18 protein-coding genes and 1 pseudogene are annotated in these 22,934 nt (G+C 30.2%); 6 read left to right on the top strand and 13 right to left on the bottom strand.

Features of this window, described 5'->3' with window-relative positions; genetic code table 11:
• Nucleotides 1-49 precede the first annotated feature (49 nt).
• The 8 genes from hypF to ELQ12_RS03350 form a co-directional block, all read right to left on the bottom strand.
• Nucleotides 50-2,239, bottom strand: coding sequence for a carbamoyltransferase HypF (hypF, locus tag ELQ12_RS03385; protein ID WP_134264567.1), 2,190 nt, complete (start codon nucleotides 2,237-2,239; stop codon nucleotides 50-52).
• Nucleotides 2,220-3,740: a hypothetical protein gene (locus ELQ12_RS03380; RefSeq protein WP_070210802.1), complete on the bottom strand. Its 1,521-nt coding sequence runs from the start codon at nucleotides 3,738-3,740 to the stop codon at nucleotides 2,220-2,222. Before ELQ12_RS03380 ends, hypF begins: the two co-directional genes overlap by 20 nt.
• A gap of 41 nt (nucleotides 3,741-3,781) precedes the next feature.
• Entirely contained in the window at nucleotides 3,782-4,429 is a 648-nt protein-coding gene (locus ELQ12_RS03375; RefSeq protein WP_070210813.1) for a M48 family metallopeptidase, read from the bottom strand.
• Nucleotides 4,405-5,721, bottom strand: coding sequence for an MATE family efflux transporter (locus ELQ12_RS03370; RefSeq protein WP_070210803.1), 1,317 nt, complete (start codon nucleotides 5,719-5,721; stop codon nucleotides 4,405-4,407). Before ELQ12_RS03370 ends, ELQ12_RS03375 begins: the two co-directional genes overlap by 25 nt.
• A gap of 77 nt (nucleotides 5,722-5,798) precedes the next feature.
• Complete coding sequence (gene pstB, locus ELQ12_RS03365; protein WP_044779313.1) at nucleotides 5,799-6,539, bottom strand: phosphate ABC transporter ATP-binding protein PstB; 741 nt, start codon at nucleotides 6,537-6,539, stop codon at nucleotides 5,799-5,801.
• A complete protein-coding gene (gene pstA, locus ELQ12_RS03360) occupies nucleotides 6,536-7,624 on the bottom strand; it encodes a phosphate ABC transporter permease PstA (RefSeq protein ID WP_126236163.1) in 1,089 nt (362 codons plus the stop codon). Before pstA ends, pstB begins: the two co-directional genes overlap by 4 nt.
• Entirely contained in the window at nucleotides 7,621-8,535 is a 915-nt protein-coding gene (pstC, locus tag ELQ12_RS03355) for a phosphate ABC transporter permease subunit PstC (RefSeq protein ID WP_002784291.1), read from the bottom strand. The genes pstA and pstC overlap by 4 nt, the downstream gene beginning before the upstream one ends.
• A gap of 9 nt (nucleotides 8,536-8,544) precedes the next feature.
• The gene (locus ELQ12_RS03350) at nucleotides 8,545-9,540 is read right to left on the bottom strand and encodes a substrate-binding domain-containing protein (protein WP_070239701.1); all 996 of its coding nucleotides are present in this window, start codon (nucleotides 9,538-9,540) and stop codon (nucleotides 8,545-8,547) included.
• Between the two features lie 180 nt (nucleotides 9,541-9,720).
• On the opposite strand from ELQ12_RS03350, the gene ctf reads away from it, so the two are divergent.
• From ctf to ELQ12_RS03330, 4 genes are read left to right on the top strand one after another with little or no spacing between them, the layout of a single operon-like run.
• Complete coding sequence (ctf, locus tag ELQ12_RS03345) at nucleotides 9,721-10,224, top strand: non-heme ferritin (RefSeq protein WP_002852256.1); 504 nt, start codon at nucleotides 9,721-9,723, stop codon at nucleotides 10,222-10,224.
• Nucleotides 10,225-10,267: 43 nt separating this feature from the next.
• Nucleotides 10,268-11,644, top strand: a complete 1,377-nt coding sequence (locus tag ELQ12_RS03340) for an MBOAT family protein (RefSeq protein ID WP_070261656.1) — start codon at nucleotides 10,268-10,270, stop codon at nucleotides 11,642-11,644.
• Nucleotides 11,645-12,655, top strand: coding sequence for a DUF459 domain-containing protein (locus ELQ12_RS03335; RefSeq protein ID WP_070261655.1), 1,011 nt, complete (start codon nucleotides 11,645-11,647; stop codon nucleotides 12,653-12,655). It abuts the gene before it with no gap.
• Nucleotides 12,642-13,820 carry an SGNH/GDSL hydrolase family protein gene (locus ELQ12_RS03330; protein ID WP_070261654.1) on the top strand — a complete coding sequence of 393 codons (1,179 nt, stop codon included), beginning with the start codon at nucleotides 12,642-12,644 and terminating at the stop codon, nucleotides 13,818-13,820. The genes ELQ12_RS03335 and ELQ12_RS03330 overlap by 14 nt, the downstream gene beginning before the upstream one ends.
• Nucleotides 13,821-13,822: 2 nt before the next feature.
• On the opposite strand, the gene ELQ12_RS03325 is transcribed toward ELQ12_RS03330, so the two are convergent.
• From ELQ12_RS03325 to ppk2, 5 genes are all read right to left on the bottom strand, one after another.
• Complete coding sequence (locus ELQ12_RS03325) at nucleotides 13,823-15,193, bottom strand: TolC family protein (RefSeq protein ID WP_134264566.1); 1,371 nt, start codon at nucleotides 15,191-15,193, stop codon at nucleotides 13,823-13,825.
• A gap of 1 nt (nucleotide 15,194) precedes the next feature.
• Entirely contained in the window at nucleotides 15,195-17,120 is a 1,926-nt protein-coding gene (locus ELQ12_RS03320) for an ABC transporter permease (RefSeq protein WP_070261652.1), read from the bottom strand.
• Entirely contained in the window at nucleotides 17,120-18,292 is a 1,173-nt protein-coding gene (locus ELQ12_RS03315; RefSeq protein WP_002871376.1) for an efflux RND transporter periplasmic adaptor subunit, read from the bottom strand. The genes ELQ12_RS03320 and ELQ12_RS03315 overlap by 1 nt, the downstream gene beginning before the upstream one ends.
• A 78-nt stretch (nucleotides 18,293-18,370) precedes the next feature.
• The gene (locus ELQ12_RS03310) at nucleotides 18,371-19,561 is read right to left on the bottom strand and encodes a M20 family metallopeptidase (protein WP_070261651.1); all 1,191 of its coding nucleotides are present in this window, start codon (nucleotides 19,559-19,561) and stop codon (nucleotides 18,371-18,373) included.
• Between the two features lie 8 nt (nucleotides 19,562-19,569).
• Nucleotides 19,570-20,451 carry a polyphosphate kinase 2 gene (gene ppk2 / locus ELQ12_RS03305; protein WP_052949609.1) on the bottom strand — a complete coding sequence of 294 codons (882 nt, stop codon included), beginning with the start codon at nucleotides 20,449-20,451 and terminating at the stop codon, nucleotides 19,570-19,572.
• A 93-nt stretch (nucleotides 20,452-20,544) separates the two neighbouring features.
• On the opposite strand from ppk2, the gene ELQ12_RS03300 reads away from it, so the two are divergent.
• On the top strand, nucleotides 20,545-22,248 hold the full coding sequence (locus tag ELQ12_RS03300) for a protein-disulfide reductase DsbD (protein ID WP_070261650.1): 1,704 nt from the start codon (nucleotides 20,545-20,547) through the stop codon (nucleotides 22,246-22,248).
• Nucleotides 22,245-22,912: pseudogene (locus tag ELQ12_RS03295) on the top strand (MOSC domain-containing protein). Before ELQ12_RS03300 ends, ELQ12_RS03295 begins: the two are co-directional and overlap by 4 nt.
• The last annotated feature ends 22 nt before the right edge of the window (nucleotides 22,913-22,934 follow it).

Below are 22,934 nucleotides of genomic sequence, written 5' to 3'. Positions count from 1 at the left end.
TTTTAACCTTAAAAGCATTAAAAAATTATGAGTTTTTAGAATATTTGCTTTATTTTTCTAAATTTAAAAAATACACCATTTGCCCTAAAGCTATGGAGCTATCATTGCAAGGGTATTTTAAAGGTACAAAAAAATCAAAATTTTTAGCTTTTAAAATTTCAAGCAAGGTTTTGTTTTGAAAAACTCCTCCACTTAAAAGCACTTTTAAATCATAATCTTTGCTAAAATCTATGATAAAATTTGCCAAGGCATTAAACATACCTGTAATTGCTTTAGTTTTTTCATCTTGCAAAGCCCCTAAAATTAAATTTTTAAAATTAACCTGCCCTTTTTCTACAAAAAGCTTATAAGAAAAATCAAGATTTTTATCATAAAAAGCTTCACACATCAAGCCAACTTGAGCCTCATAAGAGCTTTTTTCTAAGTTAAAAACAATACTTCCAAAAGCATCGATAATGCGTCCTAAGGAACTTGTTTGTAAGTTAGAATGTGAATAAATTTTTTTAAGATTTTCAAGTTTGATTTTTGGAATTTTTGCTAAAAAATCCTTAGCCTTATCTTCTAAATCATAATGAAAAATAAGACTTAGAGCCAAATTTTGTATATTTTTAATATCGCTATTTATAAGAGTGAAATTTTCAAAATGTGCAATTCTTTCATATTCTTTTAAATTTCCTATAAAAACTTCTCCGCCCCAAATTTTGCCATCTTCGCCATAACCTGTTCCATCACAAATAAAAGCTAAAGCCTTTTCATCTTTTGCAAAATTTTCTTCGTATTCAAAATAAACCGCACAAAAATGCGCATAATGATGAGAAATTTTAATCCTTTCTTCAAATTCTTTTGCATAGCTAAAATGCGGGTGTTTATCGCACAAAATCGCATCAAATTTCAAATCATAATTTTTTTTAAAAAATTCTAAAAGTTTAAAAAATCTCTCATGCACATCAAGACTTTTCAAATCCCCTATATAAGGAGAAATTAAAAGTTTATTTTCATAAAAAATCACAAATTCATTTTTAAGCTCCGCGCCCAAAGCTAAAAAAGTGCCTTTTTTATTAAAATTTCTTTCCAAATAAAAAGGATTTAAACCCCTTGAAGTACGCAAAAACATAGTTTTACCATTTACCACTTGAGCTATGCTATCATCACTTGCGTTGATAATTTCTCTATCATAATCCAAATAAAAATCAAAAACTTTATCAAGTTTTTGACACAAATTAAACTCATCTTTAATGATACTTTCTCCGCTTAAATTCGCACTTGTTGCCACAAGACTTCCTTTAAAATACTCAAAAAGCAAAAGATGTAAAGGCGTATAAGCTAGCATAATACCGATTTTATCAACATCAGGTGCGATTAAAGAAAAGGCTTTTTTTGCCTTTAAAATCACAATAGGAGCTAAAACCCCGCCAAGCAAAGCTTCTTCTTTTTCATCTATAAAGGCAAGTTCTTTAGCACTTTGTAAATCTTTACACATCAAAGCAAAGGGTTTTTTGGGGCGATTTTTTCTAAGTCTTAGAGTTTTTAAAGCTTCTTCATTAAAAGCATCACACATGAGATGAAAACCGCCCATGCCTTTAATGGCTAAAATTTTACCTTCCTTTAAAAACTTCGAACTTTGCATAAAAGCTTCTTGATCTTTGGCTAAAATTTCACCCTTTGGATTTTTAAGAAAAACATTGATTTTACACTTAGGACAACTAATAGGCTGGGCATGAAAACGCCTATTTTTAGGATCTTCGTATTCACTTTTACAAAACTCACACATCAATAATTCTTGCATAGAGGTATTAAATCTATCATAAGGAAGACTTTTTATAATACTAAAGCGTGGCCCACAATGCGTGCAAGTGATAAAAGGATATAAAAAGCGTGGATTTTTTTCATCAAAAAATTCTTTTTTACACTCCTTACAAAGCGCAAAATCACTTAACATAGGCGTGCTTTTTGTATTCTCTAAAGAAGGAGTAATGCTAAAATTCTCATAGTTTGAAATAGAAATTTGCGTCATTATAAGCTTATCTATTCTTGCTAAAGGTGGAAGATGATTTTTTAAATTTTCTATGAAATTTTCACATTCTTTTTGAGCACAAGCAAGGATGATTTCTACCCCAAAACCATCATTTCTTACCTCTCCAAAAAGCTTTGATTTCAAAGCTAGTTCATAAACTAAAGGGCGAAAACCCACCCCTTGCACCAAGCCTGAAATTTTGATCTTATACCCTAAGTGGCACATCGCTTAACTGACAATTTTTAAGATGTTTTAAAGTATTTTTAAGCAAAGATTTATGTTCAAACAAAGAGCCACTTATAAGCGCTAAGTCGCTTTGCTTTTTCTCTCTTAATTCATCACAAGTATCACGTAAGAAATAAGCCAAACTCTCAACCGCTCCATAAGCGATATTAGCACTATCCACACCTGCTAACATAAAACTCATAGTAGATCTTAAAGTTCTTGTATAATCAAAACTTTTATCTTCTTTCAAGCGATAATCAATCTTTACTCCACGAGGCATTTTTGATTCATCAGCAATTTTTAAAAGCTCACTAGCACTCTCTTGTAAATTTTTACCTAAATTTAGCACTCTGCCTACCAAGCCAAGCAAGGAATAAAAATTGTTTTGAAGCTCAAAATTTTCATCTAAAAGAGGAAATTCCTTGCTAAAATTTTCTAAAAGCCTTGCACCAATTTCATCTTTTTTAATCTCTTCATAAAGCTCTTTGCTGTGTTTTGGTAAAGAAAGTTTAAGCAAATTAAGCTCTTTGTTAATAAGCAAAATATCTTCATAATCTTTGCTAAGCTCTAAAATAAAAGCTTTTTCTTTATAACGGCTTACAAGATAAGAAATTCTTGCCATATTTTTATCTTCTTTAGAAAAAATAAGCTCTCTTGCCTTAGCATTGATAAATTCAAAGCCTTCCAAAACCACCACTTGCTCATCTAAAGCACTGATATAAAAATCTTTTTGGTATTCTTCTATTTTTTTTACGCTTAAAAATTTATATTCATTTTCAAAAAGTTTTAAACCTAAAGCAAAGCAAAACAAATCTCTAGCAAGTCTGATTTTAAAATCATTAAAATCAAGATTGTGATTTTTTCTAAACATGGCATTAAGTCTTAGCTTCATCAAAGGTTTTTCTAAACTTGCAAGAAGTTTTAAATTTTCATTTGAACAAACAAAAACTGAATTTATAGCCTTAATATCACAAGGAAGCAAAAAATCTCCTATAAATTCGTTCTTAAACAAAGAAAATTCATAAATGCCATTTTTATCTTTTAAAAAAATCTTTTTTTCTTGACTTAACAAATCAAAAGCAAGATTTAAAAAAGTATTGAAATTTTCTTCATTGATTTTTTCAAATTCTGATAAATTGCTTGAAAATTCACACTCACAAAACACGCCCCATTCGTTTTTTTTTAAAAGTTTTTTTTCTTGATAGGCATTAGAATTTAAATGAGTAATATAAGAAAATTTTGAAAATTCTTTATCTTCTGGCATACAAGGGCTAAAATCCTGCCCCACTTTTACATCAAATTTTTTCAAAAAAACACTATGACTCATAAAATTTAAAGAATCACAAAAAGTCTTTAAATTTTCTTCATCTGCATTAATAGAAAAATGATAAATATTTTCTTCTTTACTAAGGGTGTAGTTATAATTTTTCGCATAAAAACGCAATAAATATTCAAAAATATCATTATCCGCATTATAAATAAAATCAAAATCCAAAGTCATATTATGCCTTTTTTGAAAAATAAACTATAAATATAACATTTTTAACTTAAAAATTCTTTCTCTCTTTGTCTAAAATCGCTCATAAAATGCTCCATAAAAGCGTAAAATTCTTTGCTGTGATTAGGGAATTTTAAGTGGCTGATTTCATGCAAAATCACATATTCAATAGCCTTTAAACTCTTTTGAATGAGTTTTAAATTTAAATTAATATAAGCTTTATTATGATTACATGAACCCCAACGCGTTTTCATATTTTTAATGCTTAAATGCGTATAAAATAAACCTGTTTTTTGGCTCCATTTTTTAAGATAAAAAGCAAAAATCTTTTTGGCATTTTGTCTTAAAAATAAATCTAATTTTGCTTCATTTTGACAAAGAATTTTATCTTTATCAAAATAAGTTTTTTTGGCATTTTCATCAAATATAATTTTATATTTTTTAGCTAAAAAGATTAACTCATCATCTTTTAAAACTTTTTTTTCAAATCTTTTTTTTGCCTCATTTATCCAAGAACTTGATTTATCTAAAAACTCATAAACGCTTTTAAAGGTGCAAAAATAAGGAATGCTAAGAACAAATTCACCCCTTTCATTGAGCCTTAATCTTAAAGTTTTTATGCGTTTTTTAGAATAAAAATAGCACTCATCTTTATAAATAAATGATTTTAAACTAGAGCTTTGCCTTGCCATTTTTTGCTTTTCCATCTGTATGAATTTACCATTCCACGTAAAAATTCATCCGCACAAAATCCTATCCAAACCCCTAAAATTCCAAGATTAAAATGAAAACAAAACACATAACCCACAGGCAAAGATACTCCCATCATAAAAACAAGTCCGCTAAAAAATGGAAACTTAGCATCGCCACTTGCACGCAAGGAATTAACCATGACTATATTGAAAGTTCGCGAAATTTCAAGAAAGATTGAAAGGGCAAATAAAGGTATCATTAAATTTTTTAACTCTTCTTTAAGTCCTAAAATTTGCATTGTAAAATCTTGACAAAGATAATTCAAAAGTGCCACTAAAGCACTTGCCACCACACTAAAATATAAAGCACGCCAAGCATGTTTATAAGCGATATTTTCATATCTAGCACCGACTAATTTACCTACTATGATTTCATTAGCTATGCTTGTAGCTTGTCCTATAAGCATGATAAGCATTGAAATTTGAAAATAAATCGTTTGCACACTCAAACTTGCTTCGCCTAAGCTTGCTACAAAAGCAAAAGCTATAGTGTATTGGACTATCCACAAAAGATTTTCCCCTGCTGAAAATCCGCCTATATTTAAAACCTTTTTTAATACCTCTTTTTCAAGTTTTATCATTTCTTTGATTTTAAGATGAATTTTAAGTTTATAAAAAAGTATCACAAGCAAAGCCACTATAGCAACAATACGGGCAAAAATATTGCTAAGCCCTACTCCAAAAAGTTCTGATTTTGTATAATGCAAAACATAATAATTTCCACAAATCACCACTATATCCATCAAAAAGCCTATAAGCATAACCCAATAAGCCATATTATAAACCCTTACAATAGCCGCTAAAACAATACCTATGGCATCAAAAAACAAACAAATTGCAAGCATATGCAAGTAAATTTCGCTGTCTTTAAGCAATTCTTGTGGGATTTTTAAAAGATAAAGCAAATACTCCCCATGCCATAAAATAAGCGCACCACATACAAAGCCTAAAAGTGCATTTAAAAACAAACTTTGATGGATTACTTTTCTTGCTAAAACATGATCTTTTGCACCAATAGCCTGAGCTATCACCACACTACAACCCACACTTAAAAATGAAAAAATAGTGATAAAAAGATCTAAAATTTGATTTCCAGCCCCCATAGCACCGACAAGAAAATTAGAATAATGCGACACCATAGCGGTATTGATAATCACAGTTAAATACTTAGAAAGCAAGTCCCAAAATATAGGAAAACTAAGTCTTGTTAAAGAGAGTTGTTTTTTTGCCATAATTAATACCTTACAAAGATAAAAGGCAAATTTTAACAAATTTTTCTTAAAATAAAAACCGCTAAAAAGCGGCTTTATTATCCAAAAGTACCGCTTAGATAAGCCTTGGTTTTTTCTTGTTTTGGATTTTCAAAAAATTCTTTACTTTCACCAAATTCTATAAGCTCTCCAAGGTGAAAAAATGCTGTATAATCAGCCACGCGTTTGCCTTGTTGCATGTTGTGCGTTACCATAATCATAGAAAGATTATGACTTAATTCTTTTAAAAGCTCTTCTATAACACCTGAGCTAATAGGATCAAGTGCGGAAGTTGGCTCATCTAAAAGCAAGAGCTTAGGTTTTATTGCTAAAGCTCTTGCGATACAAAGGCGTTGTTGTTGTCCGCCTGAAAGAGCTAGGGCATTTTGCTTTAGTTTGTCTTTAACTTCTTCAAAAAGCCCTACTTTTTGCAAACAATCCACCACCAAAGCTTCTTCTTCATCTTTATTTTTAATCATACCGTGAAGTTTTGGTGCATAGGAGATGTTTTCATAAATGCTTTTTACAAAAACATTAGGTTGTTGAAAAACCATGCCTACATTTTTACGCAAGACTACTACATCTTGATTTTTAACATCCTTTCCTTCAATTTCTACTAAACCATCGATTTTTGCAATTTTATCATTCATTCTATTAAAACAACGCAAAAAAGTGGATTTACCGCATCCTGAAGCACCAATGAGTGCGGTAATTTTGTTTTGTTCTATTTGCATATTGATATCAAATAAAGCTTGTTTTTTTCCATAAAATAAATTTAAATTTGTTGTTTTTGCTATCACTTTAATTTTCCTTGAAAATATTTTCTTAATAATATCGCACTAAGATTTAACACGACCAAAAGTCCTAAAAGCACAATAATACCCGCTGCTGTTCTTTCTAAAAATGCACGCTCTGGCATAGCGGACCATGAGTAAATTTGAGCAGGCAAAACGCTAGTTGGATCAAAAATCGAACTAGCTACATCAGGGATAAATGCTATCATACCGATAATCATCAAAGGCGCAGTCTCGCCTATAGCCCCAGCTAAAGTCAAAATAGAACCTGTTAAAATCATAGGCATAGCCAAAGGCAACATAATACCTTTTACCATTTGAACCTTTGTCATGCCTAAGGCATAAGCGGCATTTTTCATGTTAATGTCCACACTTTTTAAAGCCGCTTTGGTTGAAACAATGATAATAGGTAAACTCATGATCGCCAAAGTAAGCCCACCCACTAAAGCACTTGATCGAGGCATTCCAAAAAGATTGATAAACACTCCAAGTCCTAAAAGTCCAAACAAGATGCTAGGAATACTTGCAAGGTTGTTAATACACACTTCTATAAAATGTGTAAATAAATTTTGCGGTGCAAATTCTTCTAAGTAAATTGCCGCTGCAACGCCTATAGGAACACTCACAACCATACAAACAAGCATAACAAGCAAAGTCCCTACAACTGAAGATAAAATTCCTGAATTTTCAGAAGATTTTGAGTCCCCATTTAAAAAGAAATTGCTATTAAATTTAAGCTCTATCTCGCCTTTTTGCACAAGATCATCGACTAAAGCTCTTTGCTTTTCACTAAGACGATTATATTTTTGTTTCATGTATTGATCTACTTCTGAATTTGCTAAAAGCCAAGATTTTTCAGTAATTTGCCCTGTTCTTATCTTTCTTTGCTCAGCACGAGATAAAAGATCATAAACAGGAGAATTTCTATTAGCCTCTACAAAAATATAAGTTTGTTTAAAAGCTCCAATTCCAAGATAACCCACACTTCCTAAAAAGATACAAAGAAAAATTAAATTAATATAAAGCCCCATTTTACAAAGTCTTTTAAAAGACTTTGAAGCTTTTTGTCTTTTTTTAAAAAGTTTTTTCATAAATTTTTCCTTTTGTGAAAGCGATTGATAAGATAAACACTAAACATATTGATGATTAAAGTGATGATAAAAAGCACTAAACCTAAAGAAAAAGCACTTAAAGCCAAAGAGCTATCAAAAGCTTGATCTCCACTTAAAGCTTCTACAATTTTTACCGTTACTGTTGTCATATCTTCTAAAAAATTCATCGTTAAATTTGGACGCAAAGAAGCTGCCATTACCACTATCATGGTTTCACCTAAGGCTCTTGAAAGTCCTAAAAGACAAGCTGCAACTATACCAGGAATAGCCTCAGGTAAAATCACAGCAAAAACCACTTCTTTTTTTGTCATGCCTAAAGCATAAGCACCATTAATCCTTTTCTCGCTTACTGCTTCAATGCAATCTTGAGATAAAGAAGCTACTATAGGCACTATCATGATCCCCATGATAAAACCTGCGCCTAAAGCACTTTGAAAACTTGCTTGTATGCCAAATAAAGAAAAAAACCACACTATAAAAGGCGCTACAACTATAGCCGCAAAAAATCCAAAAACAACAGTAGGAATCCCTGCAATGATTTCTAAAATAGGTTTTAAGTAATTTTTAGATTTTTTGCCAGCAAAAACACCTAAATATATAGCACACATAACCCCTAAAGGTAAAGCCGTTAGCATAGCAATCAATGAAATATAAAAAGTTCCCCAAAAAAGCGATAGTGCCCCAAAAACACCTTGTTTGCTCGTGCCATCTGCATTCATAAAAGCTGCATCAGCTGCCCACTGACTTGAGAATAAAAAGGTAACAACACTTTCTTTTTGAAAGAATTTTAAAGCTTCAATTAAAATTGTAAGCATGATAGCAAAGCTTACTATCACGCTTACAAAAGCACATAAAAAAAGTGCAAATTTGATTATTTTTTCTTTTAGCAAAGTTTTTCCTTAAAAAACTTTTCCAGCTTTTACAAGCTCATCATTTAAAATTTTTCTATCTTCTATATGTTTTTGAGAAGCTTTTAATTTATCATCGCTTAAAGGAACAAGTCCTATTTTTTCAAGTTCTCCGCCACTTTTTGCCAAATCATCACTCATGTAAATTTTTGCAAATTCAAAGGCTTCTTTTGGATTTTTCTTAGCATTGATATAAATAAACAAACTTCTTGCAAGTTCGTATTTTTCATCCGCAATATTTTCTTCACTTGGTGCAACACCATCAATAGTAGCGACATTGATTTTATCTGAGTTACTCACTAAAAAGCTATAACCAAAAATTCCAAAAGCATCTTTATCAATAGTAAGTTTTGAAACGATTAGATTATCATTTTCACCGCTTGGGATATAAGCACCATCTTGACGCAAAGTTTTATACTCGCCTTTATACTCAGGAATTTTTTTAGACACATCACTCATAACAAGCTCTTCTATAGTATCTCTTGTTCCCGAACTTGATGGTGGACCATAAACACTAATTTTACGATTTGGTAAATTTTTATTGATTTGATTCCAGTTTGTATAAGGATTTGGTATAAGTTTTCCATTTTGTGGAATTTCTTTTGCCAATGCTAAGAAAAGTTCTTTTTTTGTGATATTTAATGGAGCATTGGTTTTATTTTGAGCTAAAACTATACCATCATAACCTATCATAATCCCTACTATGTCAGTTACTCCTGCTTTTTTGCAAGTTTCAAATTCGCTTAATTTCATAGGTCTTGAAGCATTAGAAATATCAGTAGTTCCTTCACAAAATACCTTAAATCCACCCCCTGTTCCCAAGCTCTCTACTATAGGAGTTTTTGTATTTTTAATCGAAGCATATTCTTCAGCTACAAAAGAAGTAAAAGGATACACAGTCGATGAACCTGCGATTTTTAAATCTGCTGCATTTAAAGCACCACAAAGTACAAGACTTGCCACACTTAAAGATAGAATTTTTTTCATTTTTTCTCCTTAACTTTAAAAAAGTAATGGAAGTTTAAAAAAACTTGGAAACATTTTGGAAACATTTTTTATTTTATATTTTTCTCAAATATAATTTTTAACTATCAAAAATTTAGCTTGTTTTTAAAAAAATAATATATCATTATGAAACATTATTTAAATTTTAATAAGGAGATAGGAATGCTTTCTAAAGAAGTTGTAAAATTACTCAATGAACAAATAAACAAAGAAATGTATGCGGCAAACTTATATCTTAGCATGAGCTCTTGGTGCTATGAAAACAGTCTTGATGGAGCTGGAGCCTTCTTGTTTGCACATGCAAGCGAAGAAAGCGATCATGCTAAAAAGCTTATCACTTATCTTAATGAGACAGATTCTCATGTAGAACTTCAAGAAGTAAAACAGCCTGAACAAAATTTCAAATCCTTGCTTGATGTTTTTGAAAAAACCTATGAACATGAGCAATTTATCACAAAATCAATCAATACTTTAGTTGAACACATGCTAACACATAAAGACTATTCTACTTTTAATTTCTTACAATGGTATGTAAGCGAACAACACGAAGAAGAAGCACTTTTCCGTGGTATAGTTGACAAGATTAAATTAATCGGAGAACACGGAAATGGACTTTATTTAGCTGATCAATACATCAAAAATATTGCATTAAGCAGAAAAAAATAATCTTTGCCCTACTATGGGCAAATCTCGCTTTGGATTATAAGGTATGACTTATTTTTCTTTAGAATTTAGTATCTTAATGATAGCTTTTTTTGCTATTTATTGGACTTTTAAAAATGATTACAAAATACAAAATATTTTAATTTTAATTTTCTCTTATATTATTTATATTTTAATCAATCCTTATTTCGCCTTGGTTTTATTTATATACACCTTTTTTATACACTATTTTGCCTTGCTAATTTTTGTGCGTCGCAAGCGTTATGTTTTCGCTACTTGTATGGCTTTTATTATTTTAAATTTATGTTTTTTTAAATACTTTCCTAGCATCAAAGGAAGTATTGATGAGATATTAGATTTTTTCGGTTTAGAATTTTTAAATATTGATTTAGTATTTCCAATAGGAATTAGTTTTTATACCTTTACTTCTATCACTTATCTTGTAGAAGTTTACCAAAAACGCCGTTTAGAAAGCTTTTTAAATTTAGCAACCTTCTTATCATTTTTTCCAACACTACTTTCAGGGCCTATTATGCGAAGTTCTTTTTTCTTTGAACAAGCCTATCAAAAACGCGAATTTAAACATGCAAATTTAATCATCATCTTGCTTGTTTTTGGTATAGTTAAAAAAGTTTTAATAGCCAATTACCTTGGAATTTATGCTAAAAGTATTTTAGACTTTCCACAATCTTATAATTTCATACAACTTTTAAGCGCAATTTACGCCTATGCGATTCAAATATACTGCGATTTTAGCGGATATGTTGATTTAGTTTGTGCTTTTGCTTTAATGTTAGGTTTTACCCTTCCACCTAACTTTAACATGCCTTATCTTGCAAAAAATCTAAAAGATTTTTGGGCTAGATGGCATATCAGTCTTTCAACCTTTATAAGAGATTATATCTATATACCTTTAGGGGGCAATAGAAAAGGAATGCCACGCACTATAGTTAATATACTCATCGCTTTTATACTTTCAGGTATATGGCATGGCAATACACTTGCTTTTATTGTTTGGGGTTTATTGCATGGCATTGGCATAGTTTTTATACATTTGCTAGCTTTAAGCAAATTTAGTTTACAAAAAATTCCAGCTTTAGGAAGATTTTTAACCTTTCAATTTGTATGTTTTACTTGGATTTTCTTTTATTATAGCAAAAATCTAGAAGATGCAATAGAATATTTTAAAGCTTGTTATTATAATTTCTTCCAAATTCCATCCTATAATGATATTTACATGTTGGTTGCTTTTGGGGTTCTTTTTATGATCTATCCTTTATTTATTAATTTTAAAGAATATTGCATTAAGATTTTAAACCTTACTCCATTTTTACTAAAACCTTTTATCATAGCTTTTATTTTACTTTTGGTTTTTGCTTTTATGCCAGATGGAATTCCTGATTTTATTTATTCGAGTTTTTAGATGAGTGCAGTTAGATTTTTCTTCATTTTGATTATAGTGCTTGGCTTGGTTGTTGTAGTTATGAATCAGAGCATTAGCTCTTATATAGAACAAAAATATCATTTTGCATTCTATCCTCATAATGATCTTTTAAAAGAAGCCAATGGCTTCAAAATTAAATTAGAACAAATTCGTGCAATTTTAAGCAACGAACCCTTGCCTCAAACCAATGAAGAAGATACAAATCAAGAAAGTAAATCAACAGATGAAAACTTAAGTAAAATAGATAAAGTTTTAAACACTTTAGAAAATGATGAAAACACTTCTCATAAAGAAACAAATCTAACCTTAATCCAAGATGCAAATATTAGTTTTATCGATAATACTAAATTAGAGCTACAAAATGGAGATGAGTTTTTATTTATCGGAGATTCTTTAATGCAAGGTGTTGCAATAGCCTTGAATAGAGATTTAAGAAATTTAAATCTTAAGGTAACCGATCTTAGTAAACAAAATACAGGCCTTTCTTATAAATCCTATTTTAACTGGTCAAAAGCAACCAATGAAGCTTTTATTAAAAACTCAAATATTAAATATCTTGTTGTTCTTCTTGGTGCTAATGATCCTTGGGATATTAAAAAAGGAGGAAATTACCATCGTTTTGGCTCCCCTTCTTGGATAGATATTTATACAAATCGTGTAGATGAAATCATTAAAATCGCTAAAAAACATAAAGCCAAAGTTTTTTGGTTTGAAATCCCTCCTGTAAAAAAAGAAGATTTGAACAAAAAAATACAAGTGCTCAATAAAATTTACAGCAATGAAATTCTTAAAAATAAAGAAATTTTTATCAACACTAAACTATTTTTTAGTGTCAATGATGAATACTCAGCTTATATAAAAGATGAAAACAATAGAAGTATAAAAGTAAGAACAGATGATGGGATTCACTTTACCCCAAGTGGTGCAAGAGAAATGTCTAAACTTTTATTAGAACACATAAAACTTAAGGAAGAAAATGCTAGCAAATAAATTTAAAATTATCTTATTGTTTTTTATTATTTTTACTAGCTCTTATGCACAAAATTTAAATACAAATGACACAATAGATTCCATACTCAATCAAAACAAAAATCACCCTGCTTTAGCAAATTATGTATCAAAAAAAGATCTTAAAAATCTAGAAAAAAAATTAGAAAAAAATCAAAACATAGGAATTAGAATTTATGGAGATTCTCATATGGCGGCTGATTTCTTTCCGCGTGTCATAAGAGGATATTTAATCCGCTCTAACTCTATAGGTTTTGCCTATCCTTTACAGCCCAAATATCAACAAAATCTTAATCTTGTTTATTCTTATAAAAACTTTGAAATTTTAAACTCAAGAAATCCTACTAATGCTGGACATAATTTTCCACTAGGTGGGATAATAGCCAAAGCAAAAATCAAAGGTGCAAAAATCAACCTTGATACAACCTTAGATAAAAAAAAATTCAAGATAGGATTTTTATTTAAAACCAAGCAAAATACCAATGCTTTTAGCATCAAAGATGCAAAAAACCAAAACTATGAGTTAAAAACTACACAAATTAACAAATGGTCTTATAAAGAACTAGAACTTGATCTTCCTTTGCAAATTTCAGCCTTACAAAAGGATGCTGAGCTAGGAGGATATTTCATCACAAATAAAGATAATAATATTTTCTTAGATACCATTGCAATCAATGGTGCCAAAAGTGATTTATGGCTCTCTTGGAATCAAGCAGTTGTAAAAAAAGAACTAGAACTTTTACACAATGATTTAATTATTCTTGCTTATGGTTCTAATGATGCACTCTTTAAAGGGTTTGAAAAACAAAAATTCAAAAATAATTTAAAAAAATGGATTAGCATTTTAAAAACTTACAATAAAAACGCTGTTATCATGCTAATCTCTCCACCAACCGTAGTTCAAAAACAGGGTAAAAACTATAAGCTTGCTCCTGATTTTTTTACCATACGCAAAGCATTATATGAAGTTGCTAAAGAAGAAAAAACTCTTATCTTTGATATGCATCAGTTTATGCAAGATAGTGGGGGAAAAAACAAATGGATAGAACAAAAGCTTTCGCTCAATGATGTACATCTTACTATAAAAGGCTATGAGCTGATGGCTAAAAAGTTACTCGAGGATTTAAAAAATATCATCGATTATTAAATTTAATACTTAGGAAATTCTAAGTTTTCATCATTGAAACTTAAAGCTATGATTTGATAGTAAGAATTAATGGTTTTTAAAAGATTAAATCTAGCTCTTAAAAATTCTTGCTGGGTAGAATTTAAAGTATTATTTGCATCCAAATAATCTTTTAATTCACTTTTTCCTAAAATATATTTTTCATAATACGCCTTAGCGATAAGTTCTTGTTTAATGTTAATATTTTGCAAATTTTGCAAAAGCAAGGTGTCGCTTTGATAATCTTTATAATTCAATGCAAATTCGTTCATCGCACTTTGCAAAGCCTGTTCATAAGAAATTAAAAGTTGCTCATAAGTAAATTGTGAAATTTTGATATTTTGCTTTACTCTACCATAATCTAAGAAAGGTAAAGAAATCTTAACATTGCCACTTAAAATTTCAAATTTAAAACTATCATCGATTTTTTTATCACTTCCGCTTAATGCTCCACCTAAAGAAATGCTAGGCAAAATAGATTTTTGCATGGAAGAATAATCCTTAAAAGCTGATTTTAAGCTATTAAGTTTAGACCTCACATCTGCACGGTATGCTAAGGCTTTTAAAGGTATGTTAAAATCAGGACTTAAGGTTTTAAAATCATTTAAAGATAAAGTTTTAAAATACTCTATGTAAGCAAAACCTTCTTGCTTTGCTAATAAATCTTGTAAATTTTTTATGAGTAAATTACGATTTTGATCATTGCTTAATAAATTTTGTTTAGCTCTTAATAAGCTTTGTTCTATGTTTAAAAGATCTAATTCTTCTATTTTTCCAAGCTTGTATTTATAACTATAAAGCTCTTTCATTTGTTCTAAATTTGAAAGATAAGCTCGAAGCAATTTATCTACATCGTTAAAATAAGCCAGCTCAAAAACATCATTTAAAGCTGTATTAATCATGCTTATTTTTAAATTTTCAAGATCATAAGCACTTGCTTTTGCACTAAATTCACTCGCACTTGCACTATCTCTTAATTTTCCATAAATATCAAGCTCATAGCTTAAATTTAAAGAATTATTGAAATTTTTACTTTGTTTACCTGAATTTAAATCTTTATCCGCACCAAAACCCAAATTTCCACTTAAAGTCGGATATAAATCATAAGCAATCAAATCGGCTCTAGCCAAAGCTGAAAGCAAAGTTTTTCTAGCAATATTAATATCGCTATTATTCAATAAAACAAAATTTAGAAATTCATTTAATTTTGCATTATCATAGGATTTATACCAATCATAAGTGAGATTTAAATCTTTCATTTGTTCTTGAGTTAAATCAACTTCTTTAGGCAAGCTAAGTTTTGCACCACAAGCACTCAAGAAAAATGCTAAAAAAATGCTAAGTATTATTTTCATATCATTCCTTTGATAATGCACTAATAGGATTTAAATTTGCTGCATTTCTTGCAGGGAAAAAACCAAAAACCACACCGATAAACATAGAACTTAAAAGTCCTAAAAGCACAGAATAGGCATTTAAAATCATAGGAAAATCCGTACTTAAGGTATTAAAAGCAAAAATAATAAAAATCGATAAAATCACACCCAAAATCGCCCCTATAGTACAAATCATAACCGCTTCAATTAAAAACTGCATCATAATATCTTCTCTTCTAGCTCCTATAGCCATACGTATGCCTATTTCTCTTGTTCTTTCGCTTACAGAAACAAGCATGATATTCATCACTCCTATACCCCCAACAATCAAAGCAATCACAGCCACACAAGCGGTAAGTATGGTTGTAGTACGTTTATTTGCTGTAATAGCTTGTTTAAAAGTGTCAGAATTAAAAGTAAAAAAATCCTTTTGTCCGCGTTTAATTTCTAAAATTCTTATAATAGCATTTTCAGCCAAAGTTGAACTCACATCATCTTTAACCTTAACTATGATTTCACGCAAATTTCTATCTCCTGTAAGCTTATTCATCAGTGTTGTATAAGGTATATAAAGACGCACCACATTATCTTCTATAGGCTTGTCTGTATCTTTTTGTAAAACTCCTATTATCTTAAAAGGTTGAGAATTAAAAAGCACCACACGACCTAAAATATTTTCACTTTTTTCATTAGGAAAAAGATTTTTTTTAGCATTAAAATCCAACACAGCAACATTGGTACTATTTTTTACATCATCATTATTTAAAATTCTTCCCGCATCTATCCTTAAACCTTCTATAGCAAAATTATTTACCCCCACTCCTTCAGCTCTTGCACTTAAAGAAATATTAGTATAAGTTGCCACACCTGAAGTATTTGAATGAGCATCCACTGCTTCTAAGTATTCTAGGGATCTTAGCGTTTCTAAATCACTAAAATTAAGCCTTGTTTTACCCGAACGCAAATCCCCAAACCCCTTTCCAGGGCGAATTTCAATAGTATTTGTCCCAAGTCTTGCAATGGACTCAAGCACTTTAGCTTGAGAGCCTAATCCTAAAGCTACAACACAAACTACAGAAGCAATACCTATGATGATTCCAAGCATAGTTAAAACAGAACGAAGTTTGTGTGCAAGTATGGAAGAATAAGCTATCTTAAAACACTCAAAGGCTTGATTTTTAAGCAAAGTAAATGTTTTTTTCTCTTTAGGCATTGTTTTTAAAGTGAGCTTTTCTTGAGCTTTTTCCTTTTTAGTATCGCTTAAAATTTCCCCATCTTTAATCTCTATAACCCTTTTAGCTTGTGCTGCAATTTTTGGATCATGAGTTACTAAGACTATAGTATGACCTTGCTCGTTAAGTTTTTGTAAAATTTCAAGCACCATAATACCACTTTTACTATCCAAAGCTCCCGTTGGCTCATCAGCCAAAATAAGCTCTCCACCATTCATTAAAGCTCTTGCTATAGAAACGCGTTGTTGCTGCCCTCCGCTTAATTCATTCGGCTTAGAATCTAATTTATGGGCTAATTCTAAATCATTTAAAAGTTTTTTAGCGTTTTGACTTCTTTCTTGTAAATTTTTTCCCGCATAAACTGCAGGTAAAGAGACATTTTCTTTAGCACTCAGCAAGCTTAAAAGATTATATCTTTGAAATATAAAGCCTATTTTTTCACGCCTTAATCTTGCTTTTTCATCGTTATTAAGTTTAGTGACTTCATATTTATCAAAAATATAAGTTCCACTACTTGGCGTATCTAATGTTCCTATGATATTTAAAAGTGAAGTTTTACCACTTCCACTTTGTCCTATAATAGCAACAAATTCACCTTTTTCTATACTTAAACTTACATTTTTTAAAATGGCATTTTCGCCTATATTTTTGCAAATATTTTTAAGAAAAATCATTAAAATCTCAACTTCATTTTAGGGGCTAAGCCATCAGCACTTGAGCTTACTATCAATTCTTCATTTTCATTTACACCTTCTAAAATTTGAGTGTTGATAGAATCTTTAATACCAAGTTTGACATATTTTTTAACAGCTTTTTGATTTTCTAAAATTTCAACATAATAGCCTTTTGGATCACTTTTAATTGCATAAGTTGGCACTGCTAAAACAGCTTTTGCACTTGCTACAACAATTTCATTTTGTATACTCATACCAATACGCAAAAAATCATCTTTATTGGCTACATAAAATTTTGCGTAATAATAAATAGCATTTGATGAGCTTGAGCTTGAAGAACTCGAACTTGATGAGCTTGAGCTTGTACTAGAATCACTCACTTCAGTATCAGCTGGATCTATACTTGCAATCTTAGCATGATAAGTTTTTTGAGGATCATTAAGCAAAGAAAAATCAAGCTCTGTTCCTACTTTTATCTTACTCACATCAGCCTCTGCTATTTCCATTCTTACTTCCATTTCATCTAAATTAGCTATACGGACTATAGTAGGAGTGTTTTGATTAGCATTAACTGTTTGTCCTTCATCTACAGCTACATTAATCACAACACCATCCATAGGAGCAGTAATGGTTGTATAACCTAAATCTTTTTGTGCATTTTTAAGAGTGATTTCAAGCTGAACTACTTGAGCATTAAGCTCTGCAACATTAGCTTTTAAAGTATAATAATTATTTTTTTGAGTTTCTAAATTTTCAAGAGAACTTGCTTTAGCTGCATAAAGTTTTTGCTCTCTTTGATACTGCTTACTCGCAATCTCAAGAGCAACTTTTTTACTCTCTAAATTAGCCTTAGCGCTTTCAAGCTGAGCTTTTGTAATATCTAAATCGTTTTGTTGTTTATCTTTGTCAATTTGAGCGATCAAATCACCTTGCTTTACATGAGTTCCCACATCCACATAAAGTTTTATAATTTGTCCGCTAACTTGAGCACCTACATCGACTTGATCTTTGGCATATACCTTTCCTACTGCCTCTATGGTTTGAGATATATCTTTTTTTTGTATTTTTTGAGTTAAATAGCTGATTTTTTCATCATTATTAAAAAAAATAAAATAAGCCCCAACACTTCCAAGTATTGCAATTAAAATGATTAAAACAATCTTCTTTTTCATAATAACAAATCCTAAAGAAAAATCAAGATTAAATTTTACTCATTTTTTGTGAATTTTTTGTGAATTTTTAATTCTATTTTATAAATTTAAAAATTCTAAAGCCATCATCACATCACCTTGCATTAAGACTTTTAAATTTTCATCATCCCAACAAAAAGTAGAACTATGGTGCAAAGCTGGATGATTTAAATCCTTTGAAATTCCAACAAACACATAAGCCCCCATTCTTTCTCGTGTTAAAAAAGCAAAATCTTCAGCCCCCATGTCAGGTTTAGAAGAAACAATGATATTTTCTTCTCCTAAGACCTTTGCAAAAGCTTTTCTTGCTATTAAAGCAGCTTTTTCATCATTAATCAATGGAGGAAATTCTTTAGTATATTTAAGCTTATAATCTCCACCATTAGATTTTGCTGTAGCAGCAGCCACTTCTTCTAGAGAACTTTTTAAAATATCTTGTGTTTTATCATTTAAAAAACGCACGGTTCCTTTTAAATAAGCATTTGTAGGAATAACATTATAAGTAGTTCCTGCACAAATTTGACCTACGGTAATCACCCCTGCTTCATAAGGGGCTAAACGCCTAGAAACAACACTTTGTATATTATTTACAAATTGCGTTGCCATAATTATAGGATCTATACAAGTGTGCGGATGAGCTCCATGCCCTCCTCTGCCAATAAATTCCAAATCAAAAACATCCGTTCCAGCCATCATTTCGCCACTTACAATTTGAGCAGTATTTTCAAGCAAAGGCCCCCATAAATGACAACCAAAAACCGCATCAACATAAGGATTTTCCAATACACCTGATTCTATCATAGGTTTAGCTCCACCGCTTCCCTCTTCTGCGGGCTGAAACATAAACTTAATCGTGCCACAAAATTCATCTTTAAGTTCATTTAATATCAAAGCAGCTCCCAAAAGCCCTGCTGTATGTCCATCATGTCCACATGCGTGCATCTTACCATCAATTTTTGAAGCATAGCTTAGATTAGTTTTTTCTTGCACAGGCAAAGCATCCATATCCGCTCTTAAAAGAACACATTTTGGTTTTTTCTGCCTCTTCTTTTTTCCTTCTATAATAGCTAAAATTCCTGTTTTTGCAATATTTTTTTGATATTTAATGCCAAACTCATCTAAAATTTTACACACTAAATGAGCTGTATTTTCTTCTTCAAATTCAAGCTCAGGATGCATATGAATTTGATGTCTTAAATCAACTATTTTATCATAGTACTTTAGTGCTAAATTTTCAACCAGCTTATGCATTCTTTTCCTTAATCTAAATCTTTTATTTTCTCATCTGCTTTTTTACTGTCAAGTTTTTCCAAATTCGCCTCCATTTTTCGTATTTCTTCTTCTCCACTACGCACTAATTTTGCATCAATTTTGGAAAAATCTCCAGTTTTTTTATTTGGATATTCTACCTTAGAAAGTATAAAACGCAATAAATTTAATCTTGCTTTTTTCTTATCATCAGAAGAAATAATAGTCCAAGGACAAGTTGGAGTATTAGATGCTAAAAGCATAGAGTATTTAGCTAAAGTATATTTATCCCATAATTCTTGCGATTTTTGATCCACAGGAGATAATTTATATTGTTTAAGTGGATCACTTCGGCGTTTTTCAAAACGTTTTTTTTGCTCGTCTTTTGATACCGAAAAATAAAATTTAAAAAAAATAATATCACTATTTGAAATCATATTTTCAAACAAAGGCACTTCTCTTAAAAAATCTTTATGTTGTTGCGGTGTACAAAAACCCATAACCGGTTCTACTCCTGCGCGATTATACCAAGATCTGTCAAAAATCACAATCTCACCGGCTGAGGGCAAATGTGCTATATAACGCTGAAAATACCACTGTGTTTTTTCCACATCACTAGGTTTTTCAAGAGCCACAACGCGGCAACCACGCGGATTTAAATGCTCAATCAAACGTTTAATCGCTCCACCTTTTCCAGCCGCATCACGCCCTTCTATAAGTATAAGAACCTTTAAACCCTTGGCTTTAACATGATTTTGAAATTTCAAAAGCTCAATTTGCAAATTCTTTAAATCTTTTTCATATTCTATTGTACTTTTCTTTCTTTTAACAGAAACATAAATTTCATTCTTTTTAACAGCCCCTTGTGTTTTTGAAGAATTATTTTCTTGCATTTTCAAACCTTTATAAAGTATTTAAAGCAAATTTACCATAATAAATTATAATTGAAGCTAAAGATAAAGGAAAAATAAGTTTTTAGGAAATTTATGCGTATTTTTGGTATTATTTTATTAAGTTTTTGTTTATGTTTTGCTTCTATATTATCTTTAAATGAAGCTTTTAATGTAAAATCAAACTCTTATAATAATTCTATCTCAATTGATATTGAACTTGGAAAAGATATTTATCTTTATTCTAATAAACTTAAATTATATATAAACGAAAAAGATATAAGTTCTTTGATTAATCTACCTCAAAGTTCTACAAGAGGCAATGAAAATGTTTATTATCAAAAATTAAATTTAGCTTTGCCAAATTTATTACTAGAGCGCTTTGCAAAAAATACCACAAATTTAATCAAACTCGAATTTCAAGGTTGCTCTGAACAAGGCTTGTGTTATAATCCTCAAACTTGGTACTTTGATCTCATTTCTAAAAAAGATGCTTTTGAAATTTCAAAACCTTACAAAACTCAAAAAACAGATAAAAAAACTAAAATTGAATCTGAAGAAAGCTCTATAGCAAATTTTTTAGCAACAGATAACTTTTTTTGGATTTTGCTAAGTTTTTTTGGCTATGGACTTTTACTCTCCTTAACACCTTGTATTTTACCTATGATTCCGATTTTATCTTCTCTTATCGTAGCAAAAAGTAATGCTAAATTTTCAAAAAAACATAGTTTTTTTCTCTCTTTTATCTATGTTTTTTTCATGTCTTTAGCCTATGCTATTGCTGGAGTTATAGCAAGTTTTCTAGGAGCAAGTATTCAAGGAATTTTACAAAAACCTATTATTTTAATACTTTTTGCTCTAATTTTCATAGCTTTTGCTTTTGCTATGTTTGGAGCTTTTCGTTTTGAATTGCCATTGAGATTTCAAACCTTTATACATAAAAAAAGCGAAAAAGGAAAGGGAGTTGTAGGTATAGCTATTATGGGATTTTTATCTGCTTTAATAGTAGGTCCTTGCGTAGCAGCCCCTTTAGCAGGTGCTTTAATTTATATAGCCAATACAGGCAATGCTTTATTAGGTGGTAGTGCGCTTTTTATCATGAGTTTTGGCATGGGTATACCTTTGCTTTTCATAGGCTTAGGATTAGGTTTTATTAAACCTGGTTTTTGGATGGAAAAAGTAAAAATTTTCTTTGGTTTTGTTATGTTGACTATGGCTATTTGGATACTTTCTAGAATTATTGAAGAAAATTACATTTTAATTGCCTATGGAATTTTAGGTGTATTTTTTAGTGTTTTTATGGGAATTTTTGAAAAAAGTTTTACAATAATTTCTAAAATTAAAAAAAGTATTTTAATTCTTATTTTAGCTTATTCTCTAAGTATTTTCCTAGGGGGACTTTTTGGGGCTAAAAATTTCTTAAATCCTTTAAATTTCAATACTATATCTGCCTCAAAACCTGCTTTAAGCTATGATTATATCAACAATTTTGAACAATTAAAGCAAGAAATACAAACAAATACAAAGCCCATAATGCTTGATTTTACTGCATCTTGGTGTGAAAATTGCAAACTTTTAGATGAATTAACCTTTAGCGATGAAAGAATCATACAAAAAATGCAAAATTACAAACTTATCAAAGTTGATGTAAGTGAAAATAATAATGAACAAATTAAAACCATGAAAGAATTTAATGTTTTTGGCCCACCTGTTTTAATTTTCTTTGAAAATGGAAAAGAAAAATTAAAAATCACGGGTTTTATCAGTGCTGATGATTTATTAAAAAAACTAGAACCATGAAAATTCAAAGTCTGCAAATAGGGAAAATTAAAAACTATAAAAATTTCCAAAGCGCATTTATTAAAGATACTTACCTAGAAAAAACACAAATTGATTTTCTGGGTATTTTAGATGATCAAATAGCTAATAAAATTCATCATGGAGGCTACCATAAGGCTATTTTTGCCAACTCTTGTCAAAACTATCCTATATGGGAAAGATTTCTTAATAAAAAGCTAAATTTTGGCTCAATGGGTGAAAATTTGAGCATCGATGGGCTTTGTGAACAAAATGTTTGCATAGGTGATATACATCAAATTTCAAATGCAATACTGCAAGTAAGCGAACCTAGAAAACCTTGTGTAAAAATTTCTAAAATTCACAATAATCCAAATTTTACACATGAAATTTTTAAAACGGGCTTGAGTGGATGGTATTATAAAGTTTTACAAGTTGGACAAATACGAAAGCATGAAAATATTAAAATTTTAGAAAAAATTCTACTTCACTTAGTGTATTTGAACTCAATCAACTTTTTTACTCCCCGCATCAAATTCTTAAGCAAAATCTGAATTTATTAGATAAATTAGAAAAATTAAACTCTCTCATATCTCAAAATTGGCACGAAACGATACACAAACGCTTAAAAAATACTTACGATATAAGCTATATGGATAGCTTATAAGTTTTTAAAGTTATTTTTAGGT

Origin of the sequence: Campylobacter sp. US25a, from assembly GCF_004379075.1 — a bacterium.
Lineage (GTDB): Bacteria > Campylobacterota > Campylobacteria > Campylobacterales > Campylobacteraceae > Campylobacter_D > Campylobacter_D jejuni.
The sequence above is the reverse complement of the archived record's forward strand: the minus strand, read 5'-3'. Positions and strand labels throughout refer to the sequence as shown.